Below are 17,283 nucleotides of genomic sequence, written 5' to 3' on the forward strand. Positions count from 1 at the left end.
CCGCCGCCCCTTCCAGGGTGCGGCGCGCCGGCCTTCCGCTCGTTCGGACGCACCCTCGTGCGCCGCTCGGTGCAACGGCGTACGCCCCTCGGAGGACCAGGTCAGAGCGGCGGATTCACTCGAACGGAGGCATGGCGCTCAGTAGTTCTCCCGTTGCGGAGCGCTATCTGCGCAGGCACGGTGGCGGAGATGTTGTCCGACGCATAAGGAAAAGGAACACATATGCGTCCCCTGGGATCGAGCTGCCTCACTGCCCTGGCGATATCCGCCGCCATCACCCTCGGTGCGGTGGGACCCGCCGTCGCCGACGAACACCACCCGTCCTCCCCGGCTGCCGTCGCAGCGAAGGCCCCGCTCCCCGATACCGAGGCGGGCACCAAGGCCGCCGCGCCCGCCGACGTCGTCGACGACGCCCTCGCCGCCGTGAACGACGCGGTCGCCGCCCTGCTCGCCTCGGTCACCGGTGGCGTGACCGGGCTCGTACCGCAGGTCACCTCCACGGTGACCTCCCTGGTCGACCTGGTCCTCGGCACCGTCGGTCTGTCCGTCCCCGACCTGGGGGTTCTGCCGACACTGCCGGTCACCCTGCCCGGGCTGCCCATCGAGACCCCGGTCGACCCGGAGGCCGTCGCCCCCGAGGACGTGGAGCTGCCGGAGCTGGACGAGCTGCCCGTGACGCTCCCCGTCACGGTGCCCGAACCGCCTCCGCCGCCCGTCCGCTAGCGACGGAGTCGCGATCCACGCCGTGCCTGCCCGGATGCCGGGCAGGCACGGCGTTCGTGCATCCGATCGGCAAATACGACCGCACCCCTTCATTCGGGTGCAGTGTCGAGAAATCCTTCCTCCCGGAGTTTCCGGGGAGCGCGCCTCTCGTTACAGAAGGCAGAACGACGTGCAGAAATTGCTCAACAGCCCTGCACAGCAAGCGACTTGCTTGCGAAACGACGCAATAGAGGAAGGACTCATTTCATGAAGCCCACCAAGGTTGCCGCGGTCGTCGCCGGTTCTGTGATGGCCCTGGGTGCCGCCGCGCCCGCCATGGCCGCCGAGTCGATGGCAACCCCCACCAGCCTGAACGGTGGTCTCGGGGCGCTCACCAGCGAGGGCCTGAAGACGGACGCGCTCAGCAGCACCACGGACGGCTCTGTCGTCAAGACCGTGGGGGACACCGCGAACCAGCTGAACAAGACGACCCAGAGTGCCCCGCTGCTCGGTGGCCTCCCGGTCGGCGGCTGACGAACACTCAGCAGTACTGATCCTCCGCGCACTTCCCTCGCGCGGACGACCGCGGTACGCGGTCTCGACCCTCCTGGATCGCCCCCCTCGCTCCGCCGGTAGGCGGACGCTCCCGCCGGCACGGGCCGCCACCCACGGTGATCGGCCGATTGAATGATTTTCTCTTCGGCCACCGTGTGGTCCCGGCTCCCCGCAGTGTGCCGCTCCTTACGCTCTCGCCAACCACCCACGGAAGGTTGGCTCATGGAGAGACCGAGGACGGCAGCGCTCGACCTCGCGCCGCAGCCCGCGACGCATCTGCCCGGCGTTCCTGAGCCTTACGTTCCGTAACCAGTCCGTCAGCGACTGACGCACTGAGTGCGCGGACAGGCCGGTCGGAGCGAGGGGGGATCCCCGCCGGTCTCTCCCTTTCTTCAGAGGAAGAGCGGTATGCGATCCATCATCAGCCGGAAGCTGTTCACCGCCGCGGCCGCGACGGGCATCCTGACCCTGACCGGAGGCTTCGCCCTGGCGTCGAACCCCCCAGGCGGTACGGGTGATTCACCCGAGCCCGGCGCCGGCCACCACCTTCAGATCCCCCAGCACGCGGACCTGTGCGGCGACTCCGTGAAGCTCCACGGCATCGCCGCCGAGGCGGCCCGCGACGCCTGCGGGCCGGCCGACGACGAGCCCGGCGGCTACGGGGCGGACGACACCCCGGACGACGGCAACCCCAAGCCGCCCGGGGACCACCACGGGAACCCGGACCACCCGGACCACCCGGGGAACCCCGACCACCCGGACCACCCGGACCACCCCACGAAGCCGCCGCACACGTACCCGCCGCACACGACGGCGCCTCCGACGCACCCGCCGCACACGACGGCGCCTCCGACGACGCACCCGCCGCACACGACGGCACCGCCGACGACGCACCCGCCGCACACCACGGCGCCTCCGACGACGCACCCGCCGCACACCACGGCGCCTCCGACGACGCACCCGCCGCACACCACGGCGCCGCCCACGACGAAGCCTCCGACGACGCCGCCGCACACCACGGCACCCCCTACGACGAAGCCGCCGACCACACCGCCGCACACGACGGCGCCTCCGACGAAGCCGCCGCACACGACGGCGCCGCCCACGACGAAGCCGCCGACCACGCCGCCGCACACCACGAAGCCTCCGACCACCACGGCGCCTCCGACCACCACGCCGCCGCACACGACGGCGCCTCCGACGACGCACCCGCCGCACACCACGACGCCTCCGGGCAAGCCCGAACTCCCCGACACCGGCGCCGGTGATGGTGCGCTGCTGGGCGCCGCCGCCGCGAGCGCGGCCCTGCTGCTCGGCGGAACCGTCGTGTATCGGCGCGCCGCACGCGCCGGACGCTCCGGACGTCGCCACTGACGCGCCGCGCTGACGAAGCGTCAACGAAGGCCCTCGCCGTCACCGGTGAGGGCCTTCGGCGTTGCTGCACACAGGCGAATTTCGCGACGTTCCTTCCGGCGGGATCGTTCTCACAACGCAGCACCACAGCACCGTCGTCACCTGCTCTGAAGGGCGTACGCAGTCATGAATCTGCGATCTCAAGCCGGCATGGGAATCCTCATGACCGCACTCGCCTCCGCGGCCATGGCCGCCCCCGCGGCCGCCGCCGAGGCACCGGTGGTCGTTCCGCTCCAGGGCCTGGAGCCGGTGATCCCGATGGACGCCCCTTCGGTGGCCACCGGGGTCCCGCTGCCCGTGCCGGGGGGACCCACCGGCTTCCAGGAGGGGCAGTCCGGTCTCCTGCCGGACGTCACCCTCCCGCGTGTGCCGGTCTCCAGCACGATCCCGGAGACCCTCGTCGCGGCCCCGCTGCCCGAGGTCATCGAGGGCAGCGAGCCGGGCAAGGCCCTGTTCGCCACGCCCAGCGCGCCCGTGAAGGCGACCACCCCCGGTGCCACGGTCGGCAACCCCGTCGTGGCGCCGCGCGGCGACCGGCTCGGACTGCCGGACCTCGCCGTGCCGGAGGTCGGTGTCCTCACCCCCGCGGTGAGCGGGGCGCTGGACTCCCAGCTGGGTCTGGCGCAGCCGACGGCCTGACGGCGGTCTTTTGTACGACCAATGGCCCGGCGGGTGAAGACACGATTCTTCCCCGCCACCCGAGGGGTCGTTGCTCGTTACAACAGAAGGCTTGTCGCATGGCCGTGGCCCGCAGACCACGGGTTCGCTCCGTCGTATCCGACGGCGGGCGGCCACCGGTCTGCGGGCCTTCCCCACGTCATTTTCGGCCCGTACGGACTAAAGGCCGTGACCCGTGCGCCATTTCGGCGTTGAACGGGATTGTCGGCCGTGATTGTCGCGGTCGCCTTTCCACGTCCAAGGAGTTCTTGATGTCTCGCATCGCGAAGGCTGCCGCTGTTCTCGCCGGCACGGGTGCCGTTGCCCTCAGCGGAGCCGGCATGGCCGTCGCCGACTCGGGCGCCGAGGCCGTTGCCGCCCACTCGCCCGGTGTCGCTTCGGGCAACGTCGTGCAGGTGCCGGTCCACGTTCCGATCAACCTCTGCGGCAACACCGTGACCGTCATCGGTCTGATCAACCCGGCGTTCGGCAACCAGTGCGCGAACGTCGACGGTCACGACGACGGTGGCTACGGCGGCTGATCACCTCGGCACCGAGCGGCCCCCCGGCACCAGCCGGGGGGCCGCTTCCGTTCCGACCCGTACGCGCTCGCGCACCCCTACGCGTAGCGGTAGATCCCGCTGTGGTCGAGCATCTCGGCCGGGGTGACGCCCCACGGGCCCATCTTCTCGTCGCGGGCCGCGATCCGGCGGTACTGCGACTCGCCCAGCTCCGGCGGCCGCACGGGCAGATAGCCGGCCCGCGGGTTGCGCTGCTGCCAGCGCGACCAGAGCAGATCGACGAAGGAGTGGTGGAGCCAGAAGACCGGATCGTTGACGGAGGCCCCGCCGAGCATCAGACCGCCGACCCAGCGGTGCACCCGGTTGTGGATACGGAAGCGGTCGTTGCCCCGGCCCGGGGACCAGCCCTCCAGGCGGTTGCGGAACCCCGACTCGCTCGTGGAGTTCCAGGGCGCCACGTCGTACACCGTCTCCCGCATCACCTCGTCGAGCTGTGCCTTCGTCGGCAGCGTGATCGGGTCCCGGGGACGGCCGAAATCCCTGGTCAGGAAGCGGTCCTCGGTCATGGCGTGCTGCACGGTCCAGTGCCCGCCCGCGTAGGCGAAGGGGCCGGTCATCACCTGAAGATCGCTCGACCGCCCGTTGCCGCCCATGAAGTCGTCGTTCCACAGCGAGGCCGCCGGGGTGTTGTCCCGGGTCCAGTCCCAGTACGGCACGGTGACGGTCGGGTCGATCCGGCGCAGCTCCCGTTCGAACTCCAGCAGGAACTTGCGGTGCCAGGGCAGGAAGCTGGGTGTCATATGGGCGACGCGGAGACGGTCGTCCCCGTCGGCGACGTAGTAGTCGATGTGCGTACGGACGAAGTCGTCGTACGTTCCCCTGCGCTTGAGCTCCAGGACCGCGGCGACGAACTTCCTCCGCTCGGCGCTCGTCAGATCGCGCTGGTTCTTACGTGTGTACGCCACGCGGGCTCCCTCCCGGGTGGACGCCGTGGGCTGCGGCGAAGCGGGTCAGCGGGGCGGACCCCAGCTCGTCCACGGCTGCGCGGGTGGCCGCCAGCGGCGTCGGATGGGACTGGTAGTGGTCGATGGGGGTGAGGTAGCCGCCGTCGGCGCAGCGCATCAGATGCAGCGGCCTGCCGTCGACGAGGACCTCCGGCACCCCCGCGGAGGTGAGGCGGGCCTGGATGCGACGGCCCCCGTACATCTCGTCGAAGAGGTCGCCGGAGGCGACGGGGGGTCGGCGCGGCGCCGCGGCGATACGGGCCAGCGCGCCGCCGGTGAACGCGGCGACGGTCAGGGTGAACAGTGACCGCAGTGCGACGCGGCGCGGGACGATCATGAGTGATCTCCTGATTTCGGCAAGTGCCCTATGGGCACAACGATGGAATCCCGACTTCGTTGCGAGCGAAATGCCAGCGGGATGAATGTCGGCCGATCGAGTGAATTCGGGTCCGGGTGGCGGCTGTTCGACCACTAGCATCCGGATTCATGACCTCTTCCAATGTCGTTTCCTCGGCGCGCAGCGAATCCCCGCTGGGGACGCTCACCGTCGTTCCGTGGACCATCGGGCCCACCGCCGACACCCCCGTCACCCCCTTTCTGATGGTGTATTCGCTCGGGGACGGCCGTGACGGCCCCGAGGCCGGCGAAGAGGCGATGCGGGCCGCCCTCGAAGGCATGGGCCTGCCGCTCGGGGACCGGGTGGTCGACGCCTCGGTGGAGCGGGCGACCGGTGCCCATCTGCTGGTCGAGGCCCAGCGGGCCGTGCTCACCCTGCCGTTCATGAAGGTGCAGATCCCGGTCCCGGCGGAGTGGGAGGCGGCCGCCCAGGAGAACGGGCACGTCTACCTCATCTGCTCCGTGCGCCCCTGGCCGGACGCCGTGCCCGGAGAGGCGGTCACCGAGGCGCGGCTGAAGACCTTCGTGACGGACGACAAGGTCGTGGGTGCCGCGGCGCACGTCCTGCTGCCCGTCCGGCGGCTGCAGGGCTGAGCGGAGAGGGGGCGGCGTCATGGCGACGGTCAACGTACGGAGCGGGGTGCCGGGGCAGCGGCAGGAGGAGTCCCGGGAGGGCGCCGGGGGGATCGGCGCGAGCCGTGCCCTCGCCTGGCTGCTGATGATCACCGGGGCGGCCGGGGTGCTGGCCGCCTGGGTCATCACGATCGACAAGTTCAAGCTCCTCGAGGACCCGAGCTTCCAGCCGGGCTGCAGCCTCAACCCGGTCGTGTCCTGCGGCAACATCATGAAGAGCGAGCAGGCGGCGGTGTTCGGCTTCCCGAACCCGATGCTCGGTCTCGTGACGTACGGGATGGTCGTCGCCATCGGGGCCGGGCTCCTCGCGGGTGCCCACTACCGCGGCTGGTTCTGGCTCGGTCTGAACGCGGGCACGCTGTTCGGCGTCGGGTTCTGCACCTGGCTGATGTACCAGTCGCTGTACGAGATCAACGCGCTCTGCCTCTGGTGCTGCCTCGCCTGGGTCGCCACCATCGTCATGTTCTGGTACGTGACCTCGCACAACGTCCGGGCGGGCGTGCTGCCGGCGCCCGCCGCGGTGAAGGGGTTCTTCGAGGACTTCACCTTCGCGCTGCCCGTCCTGCACATCGGGATCATCGGGATGCTGATCCTGACCCGCTGGTGGGACTTCTGGACCAGTTGACGTGACCCTCCCCTCCTGGCCGCGGGCCGCACTGACCGTGCTGCTCGCGGCCGTTCTCGCGCTCGTCCTGCCCTACGACCGGATCGCGCCGGGCTCCCGGCACCGTGCGGAGCCGGCCGCGCCCGACCCGGCGCCGGTGAGGGTGCCGTCCGGATTCTTCACGGGCTCCGACGAGGCCGGGGTGCGGCGGATCGCCGAGGTGCAGCGCTGGCTCGGCGGCGCGTCGCTGACCGTCGGGCACACCTACCTCCCCGGCGACCGCTGGTCCAACATCGAGGGCCATCCCGCGCTCTTCGAGCCGTGGGCGCGATGGAAGGAGGAGCGGCCGGGGCGGCTCTTCGTCCTGAACGTGCCGCTGCTCGACCGGAACGAGGCCGGGCTGCCGGACGGCGAGGTCAGGGCCGGACTGCGACGCGGGGCGGCGGGGGCGTACGACCGTCACTTCCGCACCCTGGGGGAACGGCTCGTCGAGAACCGGCTCTCCGACGCCGTGCTGGTCCTCGGCTGGGAGATGAACGGCACCACGTACAGCCATCGCTGCGGTCCGGACCCGGAGAGCTGGAAGGCGTACTGGCGGCGGGTCGTGAGTGTGCTGCGCGAGGTGCCCGGGCAGCGGTTCCGCTTCGACTTCACCGCGAGCCGGGGGCGGGACGCGGTCGAGTGGCCGCGCTGCTACCCGGGTGACGCGTACGTCGACATCGTCGGGCTCGACGCCTACGACCAGCCCGAGGGGATCTCCTTCGAGGACCAGGTCGCGGAGGACTTCGGGCTCGCGCACCATGTGCGGTTCGCGGCGGAGCACGGCAAGCCCGTCTCGTACCCGGAGTGGGGTCTCTTCCGGAACGGCGACAATCCGGTGTACGTACGGGGGATGCTCGACTGGTTTGCGCGGCACCGGCCGGTGTACCAGACGTTCACGGACTACTGCCCGCACGGGGTCTGGGGGTGCGCGGCCAATCCGGAGTCGGGCCGGGTGGTCAGGGGAGCGCTCGGAGCGACAGGCCGCCCTTGAGCGTGTCGACGGTCCGGTCGAGGAGCGGCACCAGGTCGTCGGTCTGTCCGCGCTCGGCCCAGTAGACGGTCGCCTCGCGCAGGGCGCCGAGGACCGCTGCCGTGAAGACCCGTACCTCCAGGTCGTCGGCGTCCCGGCCGGTGCGCTCGGCGAGGGCGCGGGCGAGCAGCTGGGCTGTCTCGGCGGCGGTCTCGGTGAGCCGGGCGCGTACGGCAGGGATCTCGACCATGACGCGGGCGCGCAGCCGGGTCTCCTCCGGTTCGTCGGCGAGCGCGGTCGCCACCGCGTCGAGGACGACGGCGCGCAGGGACTCCAGCGGCTCCTCGTCGACGGGGCGGGCCCGCAGCCGGGCGTCGAGGAGGGCGTCGCTCTCGTCGGTGAGGAGGATGTCCTCCTTGACGGGGAAGTAGCGCACGACGGTGGAGGGGGAGACGTCGGCCGCCGCCGCGATCCGGTCGACGGTGGCCGCTTCGTACCCCTGCTCGGCGACGAGCCGGTAGGTGGCCTTCCGGATCGCGGCGCGGGTCTTGAGTTTCTTGCGCTCGCGCAGGCTGAGCGGAGGGGAGGATTCAGCGGCCATGGCCGTCATTGTGGGGCTCACGCGTGTTGGTAGGCCACCAGCGAGATGCCGACGTAGTGGACGATGAAGGCCGCCAGGGTGAGCGAGTGGAAGACCTCGTGGAATCCGAACCAGCGGGGGGACGGGTTCGGCCGCTTCATGCCGTAGATGACCCCGCCCGCGCTGTAGAGCAGTCCGCCGACGATGACGAGGACGAGGACGGCGATGCCGCCGGTCCGCATGAAGTCGGGCAGGAAGAAGACGGCGGCCCAGCCCATCGCGATGTAGCAGGGCGTGTACAGCCAGCGGGGGGCGCCGACCCAGAAGACCCGGAAGGCGATGCCGGCCGTGGCGGCGGCCCAGACCGCCCACATGAGGGGCCGGCCGGTGGAATCGGGGAGGAGCAGCAGCGTGAGCGGGGTATAGGTGCCCGCGATGATCAGGAAGATATTGGCGTGGTCGAGCCGTCGCAGGACGGCCTCGCCGCGCGGTCCCCAGTTGCCGCGGTGGTACAGCGCGCTGATGCCGAAGAGCAGGCAGGCGGTGAGGACGTAGATCCCGCAGGCGATCCGGGCCCGGGGCGAGTCCGAGAGGGCGACGAGGGTGAGGCCCGCGACGATGACCGCCGGGAACATCCCTGCGTGCAGCCAGCCCCTGAGTCTGGGCTTCAGCGGGTGCGGGTGGGACGAGGTGGGCTCTATCCGGGTCACGTCCGGCACGGCTGAAGTCATGAGCCGAATGCTACCTACGCCCCCGTAGGTCCCGGAAAGGAGTGGCGATGCTCACGTGGGCGGCCCTCTGGACATATGGGCACATGCGTCGGATGATCAAATGAGTGCGGTCGGCACCGGATGAGCAGCTACGACGCATCCGGGTCGCAGCCCCCACGGGGCAGACATCTAAAAACCCCTCATCAAGGAGCAATCGTGGCGCGCGACAACGCGGCTCCCACCACCGCCGTCCCCACTCAGCACCAGGAACTGGTCGCCTGGGTGAACGAGATCGCCGAGATCACGCAGCCGGACCGGATCGTCTGGTGCGACGGATCCGAGGCCGAGTACGAGCGCCTCTGCGAGGAGCTCGTCGCCAAGGGCACGTTCAAGAAGCTTGACCCGATCAAGCGACCGAACTCGTACTACGCCGCCTCCGACCCGTCCGACGTCGCACGCGTCGAGGACCGGACCTTCATCTGCTCCGAGAAGGAGGAGGACGCGGGCCCGACCAACCACTGGAAGGCTCCCGCGGAGATGAAGGCCGTCTTCGCCGGTGAGGAGGGCATCTTCCGGGGCTCGATGCGTGGCCGCACCATGTACGTCGTGCCCTTCTGCATGGGCCCGGTCGGCTCGCCGCTCTCCGCCATCGGCGTCGAGATCACCGACTCCGCGTACGTCGCCGTCTCCATGCGCACCATGACCCGCATGGGCCAGGCCGTCCTCGACGAGCTGGGCACCGACGGCTTCTTCGTGAAGGCCGTCCACACGCTGGGCGCACCCCTGGACGAGGGCCAGGAGGACGTGCCGTGGCCCTGCAACACCACCAAGTACATCTCGCACTTCCCCGAGTCCCGCGAGATCTGGTCGTACGGCTCCGGCTACGGCGGCAACGCCCTGCTCGGCAAGAAGTGCTACGCGCTGCGCATCGCGTCCGTCATGGCGCGTGACGAGGGCTGGCTCGCCGAGCACATGCTGATCCTCAAGCTCACCCCGCCGCAGGGCGAGTCCAAGTACGTCGCCGCCGCCTTCCCGTCCGCCTGTGGCAAGACCAACCTCGCCATGCTGGAGCCCACGATCTCCGGCTGGACGGTCGAGACCATCGGCGACGACATCGCCTGGATGCGCTTCGGCGAGGACGGCCGCCTCTACGCGATCAACCCCGAGGCCGGCTTCTTCGGCGTCGCGCCCGGCACCGGCGAGCACACCAACGCCAACGCCATGAAGACGATGTGGGGCAACTCCGTCTTCACCAACGTCGCGCTCACCGACGACGGCGACGTGTGGTGGGAGGGCATGACCGAGGAGCTGCCCAAGCACCTCACCGACTGGAAGGGCAACGACTGGACGCCGGAGTCCGAGACCCCGGCCGCCCACCCGAACGCCCGCTTCACCGTCCCGGCCGGGCAGTGCCCGATCATCGCGCCGGAGTGGGAGGACCCGAAGGGCGTGCCGATCTCGGCGATCCTCTTCGGTGGCCGCCGCGCCTCCGCCGTCCCGCTGGTCACCGAGTCCTTCGACTGGCAGCACGGTGTCTTCCTCGGCGCGAACGTCGCCTCCGAGAAGACCGCCGCCGCCGAGGGCAAGGTCGGCGAGCTGCGCCGCGACCCCTTCGCCATGCTGCCGTTCTGCGGCTACAACATGGGCGACTACATGGCCCACTGGATCAAGGTGGGTGCGAACGCGGACGCCGCCAAGCTCCCGAAGATCTACTACGTGAACTGGTTCCGCAAGAACGAGGCCGGCAAGTTCGTCTGGCCCGGCTTCGGCGAGAACAGCCGCGTCCTGAAGTGGATCGTGGAGCGCCTGGAGGGCAAGGCCGAGGGCGTCGAGACCCCGATCGGCATCCTGCCGACCGTCGACTCGCTCGACACCGAGGGCCTGGAGCTGCCCGCGGAGGACCTGGAGTTCCTGCTCAAGGTCGACCGCGACGTCTGGCGCGAGGAGGCCGCCCTGGTCCCCGAGCACCTGAACACCTTCGGTGACCACACGCCGAAGGAACTGTGGGACGAGTACCGCGCGCTGGTCGAGCGCCTGGGCTGAGCCCCGCACCTCGAGACTCGTGGCGAGTCGCCCCGAACACCGCCCTGACCAGTGGGGTCACGAACGGCTCGCCGCGATGCACACCGGTCCCCCGAAAGCCCCTCACGCTTTCGGGGGCCGGTGCTTTTCTGTACGCCCCTCCAGGTAGGCGGTGTGGGTGTGCTGCCGAATCGCCTCCGCGTCCTGGAGGGCGGCGGCGATCTGGGCCATCTCGGCGTGGAGCGCAGTCAGTTGGCGTTCGAGGTGGCGCTCGGGGGGCTCGGAACCCGGCGTGACACGGGTCCACCAGCGGGTCCGTACGAAGGTGTCCACCGCCTCCGGGACGTCCTGGCGCACCGCGCGGGCCAGGACGTGCAGGTGCTCCGGGTCGCTGACCCAGCCCGGTGCGAGGAGCGCCTCGATCAGGGAGTCCAGTTCGGTGAGGTGTCCGGCCGCGGCGGGCGGCAGTTCGACCTCCGCGAGATAGGACCGCAGGGTCGTGAAGTCCGCCCGCAAGGCATCCAGTTGCTCCGCGGCGTCCGGGAACTCCGGCGCGGGCGGCCGCTCGGGCGGGGCGATCAGCGCGCCCGCGCCGTACAGGCCCGCGACGACCACGGGCCAGAGGGAGCCGGCGGCGCCGGTGAACGTCAGGGCGAGACCCGCGACGCCGCAGGCGCTGCCGGTGAGGTTCTTGCGGGACTCCAGGTAGCGCAGCGCCTTGTTGCCCGGGTTACTGGTAGCCACGGATCTCCTCGAAGGCTCCGTCCAGCGAGCCCTTGTTGGCGTCGAAGAGCCGGCCGCCGGTCAGGGACGCGATGTGGTCGAGTTCGGCGCGGTCGGAGTCCCCGAAGAGGATCGGGAAGACCGGCGTCCGCTGCTGGGCGGGCGGCAGGTCCCGGTAGAAGGCGTCGAACGCGGGTGCCGGGTCGCCGTCGGTGTTCTCGCCGTCCGTCATCAGCACGATCGACGTGAACACATCGCCGACGGGGGCGCTGCCGAGCTTCTCGTACGCCTCCTCGAGACTGGAGTAGATCGCCGTGCCGCCCGAGGCGGAGAGCCCGTTGGCCTGGGCGCGCATGGCGTCGGCGGCCTTCTGCGGGGCGGCCGGGTCGACCGTGTACGTACGGACCTCGTCCCGCTTCACCGCGGAGCCGAAGGGCATCAGCGTGACCGTCTCGCGGTCCCGGAAGTCCCCGGTCAGCTGGGCGAGTGCCGACCTGAGCCGGGTGAGCCGCTCGCCGCCCATGGAGCCGGAGGTGTCGAGGACGTAGACGGTGCGGGAGGGGCGGCGGAGCTTGTTCTCGTACGCGTCGAGAAGGCCGTCGGCGACGGACCGGCTGCCGGGGAAGGGGAGTTCGCGGCGCTGGTCGGCGGTGAGGGGCTTCGCGAGCTCCACGCCGGGGACGACCGGGCGGCGCAGGGTCCGGTTGGTGATCATCCGCTGGGTCGTCGGCGTACGCAGATGGGCGGTGAGGCTCGCGGCCGCCTGCTTGGCCTCCGGGCTCGCGGAGGTGAGGAGCGTGAAGGGGTAGTCGGCGGTGACGACGCCGTCGGCGGGGCGGATGACGGTGAGCTTCTCGCCCGTGTTCAGCAGTACGGACTCGTAGTTGATCAGTGCGTCGACGTCGGTGCGGCGGGACCACGCGGTGGCCAGCCAGCCGGAGGAGCCGGAGGTCAGCTTCTGGCCACCGAAGAACTCCTTGAGCTTCGGCGTGGCCGCGGCGACGTCCTTCTCGGTGAGGGCGGACTGGGCGCCGGAGAGGCCGGAGGCGATGGAGACCAGGGCGGAGAAGCCCGAGTTGGAACGGGCCGGGTCGGTCATGCCGTAGCCGAGCTTCTTCTCGGCGACGGCCTGGTGGATCTGCGACCAGGTGACCTTCGCGGGGTCCCAGCCCAGGGCGGCCACGGCGCCCGGACGGAGGCCGAGGGCGACCGGGGAGGTCATGATCGGCGTCTCGCCGGTGATCTTCTTCGCGGTGTCGGGGCGCAGCCGCAGGTAGTCGTTGGAGGAGAGCCAGACCGCGTCGTACGACTGCTCCGCCGCGCCGGACGCGATCTGCTCGACGGCGTCGAGCGTGCCGGCGTAGGTGGGCTCGACGGTGACCCCGGTCGCCTTCCGCGCTTCCTCGAGGACGGGCTCCATGTCGGAGAGCTCGGAGGAGGCGAGGACGCGGAGCGTGCGGGGCGCGTGGGCCTGCTGGTCGCCGCCGGTGCCGCCGCCCCCGTCTTCGGTGGTGCAGGCGGCGGTGACGGTCACCAGCGCGGCGAGCGCGAGCGCGAGCCCGGCGCGGACTCCGAGTCGTCTCATCCCACGCCCCCTTCCAGCGCGCCCGTGCGGCGGGTGCGCTCCAGGTAGGCGCTCGCGGTCTGGAGTTCGGACGTCAGCGACTCGACCGTCGCCGCCATCGACTCGGTCGCCTGGACCTTGTACGTGTCGATCGCGTCGAGCGTCCGGTAGATCTGCTGGAACGCCGTGCGCAGCGTCTCCGCGCCGACCGCCGGGTCCGCCGCGATCCGCTGGATCTCACCGCTCTGGGTCGCCAGCATCTCCGCGTTGCCGCGGATCAGGTCCTCCGTCGTCGAGCGCAGGACGTTGACCTGCTCGGTCACCTTGCGCTGGTTCTCCAGCGCGGAGGAGAGCATCACCGCGATCCGCAGCGCCGAGACCGTCGTCGTCGCCGCCCGGTCGACGCCCTTGATCAGCTCGTCGTTGTTGCGGCGGACCACGTCCATCGCCAGGTATCCCTGGGCGCAGACGGCGAGTTGGGTCAGCAGGTCCTGGTGCTTCTGGCGGACGGGGAAGAGGACGTCGGAGCGGAGCGCGTCCGCCGCCGCCGGGTCCGCGGTCAGCGCGATGCGCTCCTCGACGGCCGCGTCGAGGGCCTCGGTGAGCACCGCGTACTCCTGGAGCTTGCCCATGGTCTCCCAGAGCCGGGCCCGCTCGGTCTGCAGCGCCGCGTTGTCGCGGCGCAGTTCGTCCTGGCCGCCGCGCAGGGATCCGACGATCCGGTTCAGGGTGCCTTGGGAGGAGGCGTACTTGGCGACGTGGTCGCGCAGCTTGTTGCCACCCGGCAGCTTGGACAGGAGGCGCCGCGCCCCCCTGCCGGGGGTGTCGCGCGGGTCGAGGTCCTCGACCGTGCGGCGCAGCTCCACCAGCGAGGAGCCGACCCGCGATTGCGCGTCGCCGCCGCCGTCGGCCAGCGAGCGGACCGTACGGTCCAGCATGCGGTTCGACTGCGCCGCGGCGCTGCGCATCTCGCCGGCCCCGAGGGCGGCGATCTCCCCGATACGGCCCGCGAACTCGGGCGAACGGGTGTCGAGTCCGGCGAGCGAACCCACGTACTCGACCGCGCGTCGGGTCATCTCCGTGCGGACGGACTCCTCGAGCGGGACGAGGCCGGAGGCCTGTTCGGTACGGACCGGGGCGACCGGCTCCGGCGGGGTGAGGATCAACGGTGCGTCGGGCGTGGTCATGCGGGGTCCCCCTGGGTTCGGGCCCGCCGCGCCATCTCGTGCAGCACCTCGCTGGTGGGCACGGGCGCCTGGCGGACTCCGGTCATGGTCTGGTTGAGGCGGTCCTTGAGGGCCGCGGTCGCGGCCGTGAACTCGGCGGCGGCGCCCTGCGGGCGGAAGCCGTGGCCCACCGCGAGCTCGCGCAACTCCTTGTCGGAGGTGAGGAGTTCGCCGAGCGCCCGGCCGTTCTCGCTGAGTGGGACGACGGTGTGGTCGCTGATCACCGTGGTGTCCGGGTACAGCACCACCAGGTCGCCCAGGTCCTGCTTCGCCAGGAGCGGGGAGGCGACCTGGGACTCGTACACGAGCACCAGCGGATTGCCGACGCCGCTGATGAAGTCGCGGAACGGGGCGTCCGAACCGGACTGCTGTGCCCCCTGCACCTGGATCAGCTTGCGCAGCAGCGGCGCCGTGCGGTCCACGGCCGCCTTGTCGCCGGCGACCTTGCCGCCGTCGGCGACGTAGCTCGCCGCGGCGAGGTAGAGCGCGCCGGAGTTGGAGGCGACCGGGTCGGTCGAGGTGATGAAGAGCGTCCCGCTCAACTCCGGGTGTCCGGCGGCCCCTTTGAGCTGCTGCCAGGTCCGGTCGGCCTTCGCGGCCTCCAGATACGGGCCCATGCGCAGCGTGCCGGTCCGGCCCCCGGAGCCGAGGGTGACCAGGTCGTTGTCGGCCAGCACCTTGGCGGCGGCGCTGTGCGCGACGACGACCAGGGGCGAGTAGAAGGGCCGGAGCGGAGTGCTCTTGGCCTTCGTGCGGGCCCGCAGCTCGTCGGCCGGTGCCTTGGACGACGGGAACGCGAAGTCATAGCCGTCGAGCGGCAGTTGCTCCATGTCCCAGGACCCGGAGGTCTCCGCCTTCACGGTGAAGCCCTTGTCGGCAAGGGCCTTCACCACCTTGGGATCGGCGAAGAACTCCGCCTTCTCCGATCCGATCACTCCTCGCACGGTCTTCGTTGCCGTGCCCTTGTCCTTGTCGCCCCCCGCCACGAGGGCGACGGCCACGCCGCCGAGGAGCAGGGCGGCCAGGACGATTCCCAGAATCCGTCTCACGCGTGCAGATTGCTCGCGGAAGCCCACATTCCAGGGGGAGTTGGGTGGACGGGAGGTGAAGTGACGATCCCGGTACAGAACCGGAGTGCGGTGGACTGGGGTGTGGTGGGCGGGAGTTGTGGGTGGCGCCCGGTCCGCGCGGCTGTGTGGCGCGCGGACCGGGGCCGTCAGGGGGCGCTGACCAGCTCGTGGGAGGTCAGTGCCGCGGTGTGCGCGTCCATGCGCTCGGCGGCGAGGATCGCGGCGGCCGTGTCGGCCCGGGAGGCGGCGACGACCAGGGCACGGCCCGCGAGGGCGTGCGCGCGCCGGTGCAGAGCCTCCGCCGGCGCGCCGCTCAGTCCCGCGTGACGGGCCGGCGGCGCGCCGCGCAGCCGTGCCACCTGCCGGGCGATGAGTTCACCGGCCGCCGCGTCGCCCAGCTCGTCCGTGACGGCGAGCAGGGCGGCGAGGTGTCCGGCGAGCTGGATGTCCAGCTCTTCCTCGCGGGAGCGGTGAGGGTACGCGTTCTGGTCGTCGTCGGCCATCCGGTGGACCGACTTGGTGCGGATCGGTTCGTACATGGGGACGGCCTCCTGCAGTAGCTCTGGAGCCATCCTAGCTTAGATTCAATCTAAAGTTGAGCTACGTCCGGAGAGTGAGGGGCTATGGCTGGCTGTAGCCGTCCAGGAAGTGCCCGATCCGGGTCACCGCGTCCGCGAGGTCCTTGGCGTTGGGGAGCGTGACGATCCGGAAGTGGTCCGGCTCGTGCCAGTTGAACCCGGTGCCGTGCACCACCATGATCTTCTCGGCCCGCAGCAGGTCGAGGACCATCTGCCGGTCGTCCTTGATCTTGTAGACGTTCGGGTCGAGGCGCGGGAAGAGGTACAGGGCGCCCTTCGGCTTCACACAGGTCACACCCGGGATCTGCGTGAGCAGCTCGTACGCCGTGTCCCGCTGCTCGAGCAGCCGGCCGCCCGGCAGCACCAGGTCCTCGATCGACTGCCGGCCCTGGAGGGCGGCGGCCACCGCGTGCTGCGCGGGCATGTTGGCGCACAGTCGCATGTTGGCGAGGATCGTCAGCCCCTCGATGTACGAGGTGGCGTGGGCCTTGGGGCCGCAGACGGCGAGCCAGCCGGAGCGGAAGCCCGCCACCCGGTAGTTCTTGCTCATCCCGTTGAAGGTGAGGACGAGGAGGTCCGGGGCGATGGCGGCCGTGGGGGTGTGCGTCGTGCCGTCGTAGAGGATCTTGTCGTAGATCTCGTCGGAGCAGACGACCAGGTTGTGGCGGCGGGCAATCTCGGTGAGGGAGCGGAGCATCTCGTCGTCGTAGACGGCGCCCGTGGGATTGTTCGGGTTGATGATCACGATCGCCTTGGTGCGGTCGGTGATCTTCCGCTCGATGTCGGCGAGGTCCGGCATCCAGTCCGCCTGCTCGTCGCAGCGGTAGTGCACGGCCGTACCGCCCGCGAGGGAGACCGAGGCGGTCCACAGCGGGTAGTCCGGGGCGGGGACGAGCACCTCGTCGCCGTCGTCGAGCAGCGCCTGCATCGACATCTGGATCAGCTCGGAGACGCCGTTGCCGAGGTAGATGTCCTCGACGGAGAGCGGAATGCCCTTGGTCTCGTAGTGGCTCATCACCGCGCGGCGGGCGGAGAGCAGGCCCTTCGCGTCTCCGTAGCCGTGCGCGTCGGCGAGGTTGCGCAGGACGTCCTCGAGGATCGCCGGCGGGCACTCGAAGCCGAAGGCGGCCGGGTTGCCGGTGTTGAGCTTGAGGATGCGATGACCCGCAGCCTCCAGCCGCATCGCCTCTTCGAGCACCGGGCCCCGGATTTCGTAACAGACGTTGGCGAGCTTCGTGGACTGGATCACCTGCATGTCGTGAGCTTACGGCGGGCCGGAGCGGGGCGCCTCGTGTTTTGGGACACGTCGGGCG

At 70.7% G+C, this 17,283-nt stretch carries 19 protein-coding genes; 9 read left to right on the top strand and 10 right to left on the bottom strand.

The features are described from left to right. Positions 1 to 222: 222 nt before the first annotated feature. The 5 genes from ACFV9D_RS14735 to ACFV9D_RS14755 all read left to right on the top strand — a co-directional run bounded on the left by ACFV9D_RS14735 (position 223) and on the right by ACFV9D_RS14755 (position 3,869). Positions 223 to 723, top strand: coding sequence for a hypothetical protein (locus tag ACFV9D_RS14735; RefSeq protein WP_385145330.1), 501 nt, complete (start codon positions 223 to 225; stop codon positions 721 to 723). 246 nt (positions 724 to 969) lie between these two features. Beyond that, positions 970 to 1,236: a hypothetical protein gene (locus ACFV9D_RS14740; protein WP_385145332.1), complete on the top strand. Its 267-nt coding sequence runs from the start codon at positions 970 to 972 to the stop codon at positions 1,234 to 1,236. Positions 1,237 to 1,665: 429 nt separating this feature from the next. Further along, on the top strand, positions 1,666 to 2,631 hold the full coding sequence (locus ACFV9D_RS14745) for a hypothetical protein (protein ID WP_385145334.1): 966 nt from the start codon (positions 1,666 to 1,668) through the stop codon (positions 2,629 to 2,631). A gap of 201 nt (positions 2,632 to 2,832) precedes the next feature. After that, positions 2,833 to 3,309, top strand: coding sequence for a hypothetical protein (locus ACFV9D_RS14750; RefSeq protein WP_385145336.1), 477 nt, complete (start codon positions 2,833 to 2,835; stop codon positions 3,307 to 3,309). 290 nt (positions 3,310 to 3,599) lie between these two features. Further along, complete coding sequence (locus ACFV9D_RS14755) at positions 3,600 to 3,869, top strand: chaplin (RefSeq protein ID WP_385145338.1); 270 nt, start codon at positions 3,600 to 3,602, stop codon at positions 3,867 to 3,869. Between the two features lie 77 nt (positions 3,870 to 3,946). Here the strand turns inward: ACFV9D_RS14755 and ACFV9D_RS14760 are convergent, their stop codons facing one another. Continuing rightward, a complete protein-coding gene (locus ACFV9D_RS14760) occupies positions 3,947 to 4,813 on the bottom strand; it encodes a tyrosinase family protein (protein ID WP_385145340.1) in 867 nt (288 codons plus the stop codon). Continuing rightward, positions 4,797 to 5,189, bottom strand: a complete 393-nt coding sequence (locus ACFV9D_RS14765) for a tyrosinase family oxidase copper chaperone (protein ID WP_385145342.1) — start codon at positions 5,187 to 5,189, stop codon at positions 4,797 to 4,799. The genes ACFV9D_RS14760 and ACFV9D_RS14765 overlap by 17 nt, the downstream gene beginning before the upstream one ends. A gap of 149 nt (positions 5,190 to 5,338) precedes the next feature. On the opposite strand from ACFV9D_RS14765, the gene ACFV9D_RS14770 reads away from it, so the two are divergent. From ACFV9D_RS14770 to ACFV9D_RS14780, 3 genes are read left to right on the top strand one after another with little or no spacing between them, the layout of a single operon-like run. Then, positions 5,339 to 5,842, top strand: coding sequence for a DUF5949 family protein (locus ACFV9D_RS14770; protein ID WP_385145344.1), 504 nt, complete (start codon positions 5,339 to 5,341; stop codon positions 5,840 to 5,842). Between the two features lie 19 nt (positions 5,843 to 5,861). After that, positions 5,862 to 6,506: a vitamin K epoxide reductase family protein gene (locus ACFV9D_RS14775; protein ID WP_385145346.1), complete on the top strand. Its 645-nt coding sequence runs from the start codon at positions 5,862 to 5,864 to the stop codon at positions 6,504 to 6,506. Between the two features lies 1 nt (position 6,507). Further along, positions 6,508 to 7,518 carry a glycoside hydrolase family 26 protein gene (locus ACFV9D_RS14780; protein ID WP_385145348.1) on the top strand — a complete coding sequence of 337 codons (1,011 nt, stop codon included), beginning with the start codon at positions 6,508 to 6,510 and terminating at the stop codon, positions 7,516 to 7,518. Here ACFV9D_RS14780 and ACFV9D_RS14785 read toward each other — a convergent pair. After that, positions 7,484 to 8,107, bottom strand: coding sequence for a TetR/AcrR family transcriptional regulator (locus ACFV9D_RS14785; RefSeq protein WP_385145684.1), 624 nt, complete (start codon positions 8,105 to 8,107; stop codon positions 7,484 to 7,486). The two genes, ACFV9D_RS14780 and ACFV9D_RS14785, sit on opposite strands and share 35 nt — an antisense overlap. Positions 8,108 to 8,115: 8 nt before the next feature. Next, positions 8,116 to 8,808 (bottom strand): hemolysin III family protein, encoded by a 693-nt coding sequence (locus tag ACFV9D_RS14790; RefSeq protein WP_385145350.1) that lies wholly within the window; start codon positions 8,806 to 8,808, stop codon positions 8,116 to 8,118. 195 nt (positions 8,809 to 9,003) lie between these two features. Between ACFV9D_RS14790 and ACFV9D_RS14795 the strand changes: the two genes are divergently transcribed. Then, complete coding sequence (locus ACFV9D_RS14795) at positions 9,004 to 10,830, top strand: phosphoenolpyruvate carboxykinase (GTP) (RefSeq protein WP_385145352.1); 1,827 nt, start codon at positions 9,004 to 9,006, stop codon at positions 10,828 to 10,830. A gap of 102 nt (positions 10,831 to 10,932) precedes the next feature. Here the strand turns inward: ACFV9D_RS14795 and ACFV9D_RS14800 are convergent, their stop codons facing one another. The 6 genes from ACFV9D_RS14800 to ACFV9D_RS14825 all read right to left on the bottom strand — a co-directional run bounded on the left by ACFV9D_RS14800 (position 10,933) and on the right by ACFV9D_RS14825 (position 17,225). Next, on the bottom strand, positions 10,933 to 11,553 hold the full coding sequence (locus ACFV9D_RS14800; protein ID WP_385145354.1) for a hypothetical protein: 621 nt from the start codon (positions 11,551 to 11,553) through the stop codon (positions 10,933 to 10,935). Beyond that, the gene (locus ACFV9D_RS14805; RefSeq protein ID WP_385145356.1) at positions 11,540 to 13,117 is read right to left on the bottom strand and encodes a substrate-binding domain-containing protein; all 1,578 of its coding nucleotides are present in this window, start codon (positions 13,115 to 13,117) and stop codon (positions 11,540 to 11,542) included. Before ACFV9D_RS14805 ends, ACFV9D_RS14800 begins: the two co-directional genes overlap by 14 nt. Then, positions 13,114 to 14,283, bottom strand: coding sequence for a toxic anion resistance protein (locus ACFV9D_RS14810; RefSeq protein ID WP_385145358.1), 1,170 nt, complete (start codon positions 14,281 to 14,283; stop codon positions 13,114 to 13,116). The genes ACFV9D_RS14805 and ACFV9D_RS14810 overlap by 4 nt, the downstream gene beginning before the upstream one ends. Continuing rightward, positions 14,280 to 15,398 carry a hypothetical protein gene (locus tag ACFV9D_RS14815; protein ID WP_385145360.1) on the bottom strand — a complete coding sequence of 373 codons (1,119 nt, stop codon included), beginning with the start codon at positions 15,396 to 15,398 and terminating at the stop codon, positions 14,280 to 14,282. Before ACFV9D_RS14815 ends, ACFV9D_RS14810 begins: the two co-directional genes overlap by 4 nt. A 140-nt stretch (positions 15,399 to 15,538) precedes the next feature. Continuing rightward, complete coding sequence (locus ACFV9D_RS14820) at positions 15,539 to 15,931, bottom strand: hypothetical protein (RefSeq protein WP_385145362.1); 393 nt, start codon at positions 15,929 to 15,931, stop codon at positions 15,539 to 15,541. 82 nt (positions 15,932 to 16,013) lie between these two features. Further along, a complete protein-coding gene (locus tag ACFV9D_RS14825; protein WP_385145364.1) occupies positions 16,014 to 17,225 on the bottom strand; it encodes a pyridoxal phosphate-dependent aminotransferase in 1,212 nt (403 codons plus the stop codon). Positions 17,226 to 17,283 lie beyond the last annotated feature (58 nt).

Source organism: Streptomyces sp. NPDC059875 (assembly GCF_042731085.1).
Taxonomy (GTDB): Bacteria; Actinomycetota; Actinomycetes; order Streptomycetales; family Streptomycetaceae; genus Streptomyces.

Bases quoted from the DNA above. Each gene is read 5' to 3' on its own strand.
- ACFV9D_RS14735 (WP_385145330.1), top strand. From the start codon at position 223: ATGCGTCCCCTGGGATCGAGCTGCCTCACTGCCCTGGCGATATCCGCC.
- ACFV9D_RS14740 (WP_385145332.1), top strand. From the start codon at position 970: ATGAAGCCCACCAAGGTTGCCGCGGTCGTCGCCGGTTCTGTGATGGCC.
- ACFV9D_RS14745 (WP_385145334.1), top strand. From the start codon at position 1,666: ATGCGATCCATCATCAGCCGGAAGCTGTTCACCGCCGCGGCCGCGACG.
- ACFV9D_RS14750 (WP_385145336.1), top strand. From the start codon at position 2,833: ATGACCGCACTCGCCTCCGCGGCCATGGCCGCCCCCGCGGCCGCCGCC.
- ACFV9D_RS14755 (WP_385145338.1), top strand. From the start codon at position 3,600: ATGTCTCGCATCGCGAAGGCTGCCGCTGTTCTCGCCGGCACGGGTGCC.
- ACFV9D_RS14765 (WP_385145342.1), bottom strand. From the start codon at position 5,189: ATGATCGTCCCGCGCCGCGTCGCACTGCGGTCACTGTTCACCCTGACC.
- ACFV9D_RS14770 (WP_385145344.1), top strand. From the start codon at position 5,339: ATGACCTCTTCCAATGTCGTTTCCTCGGCGCGCAGCGAATCCCCGCTG.
- ACFV9D_RS14775 (WP_385145346.1), top strand. From the start codon at position 5,862: ATGGCGACGGTCAACGTACGGAGCGGGGTGCCGGGGCAGCGGCAGGAG.
- ACFV9D_RS14785 (WP_385145684.1), bottom strand. From the start codon at position 8,107: ATGACGGCCATGGCCGCTGAATCCTCCCCTCCGCTCAGCCTGCGCGAG.
- ACFV9D_RS14790 (WP_385145350.1), bottom strand. From the start codon at position 8,808: ATGACTTCAGCCGTGCCGGACGTGACCCGGATAGAGCCCACCTCGTCC.
- ACFV9D_RS14805 (WP_385145356.1), bottom strand. From the start codon at position 13,117: ATGAGACGACTCGGAGTCCGCGCCGGGCTCGCGCTCGCGCTCGCCGCG.
- ACFV9D_RS14810 (WP_385145358.1), bottom strand. From the start codon at position 14,283: ATGACCACGCCCGACGCACCGTTGATCCTCACCCCGCCGGAGCCGGTC.
- ACFV9D_RS14820 (WP_385145362.1), bottom strand. From the start codon at position 15,931: ATGTACGAACCGATCCGCACCAAGTCGGTCCACCGGATGGCCGACGAC.
- ACFV9D_RS14825 (WP_385145364.1), bottom strand. From the start codon at position 17,225: ATGCAGGTGATCCAGTCCACGAAGCTCGCCAACGTCTGTTACGAAATC.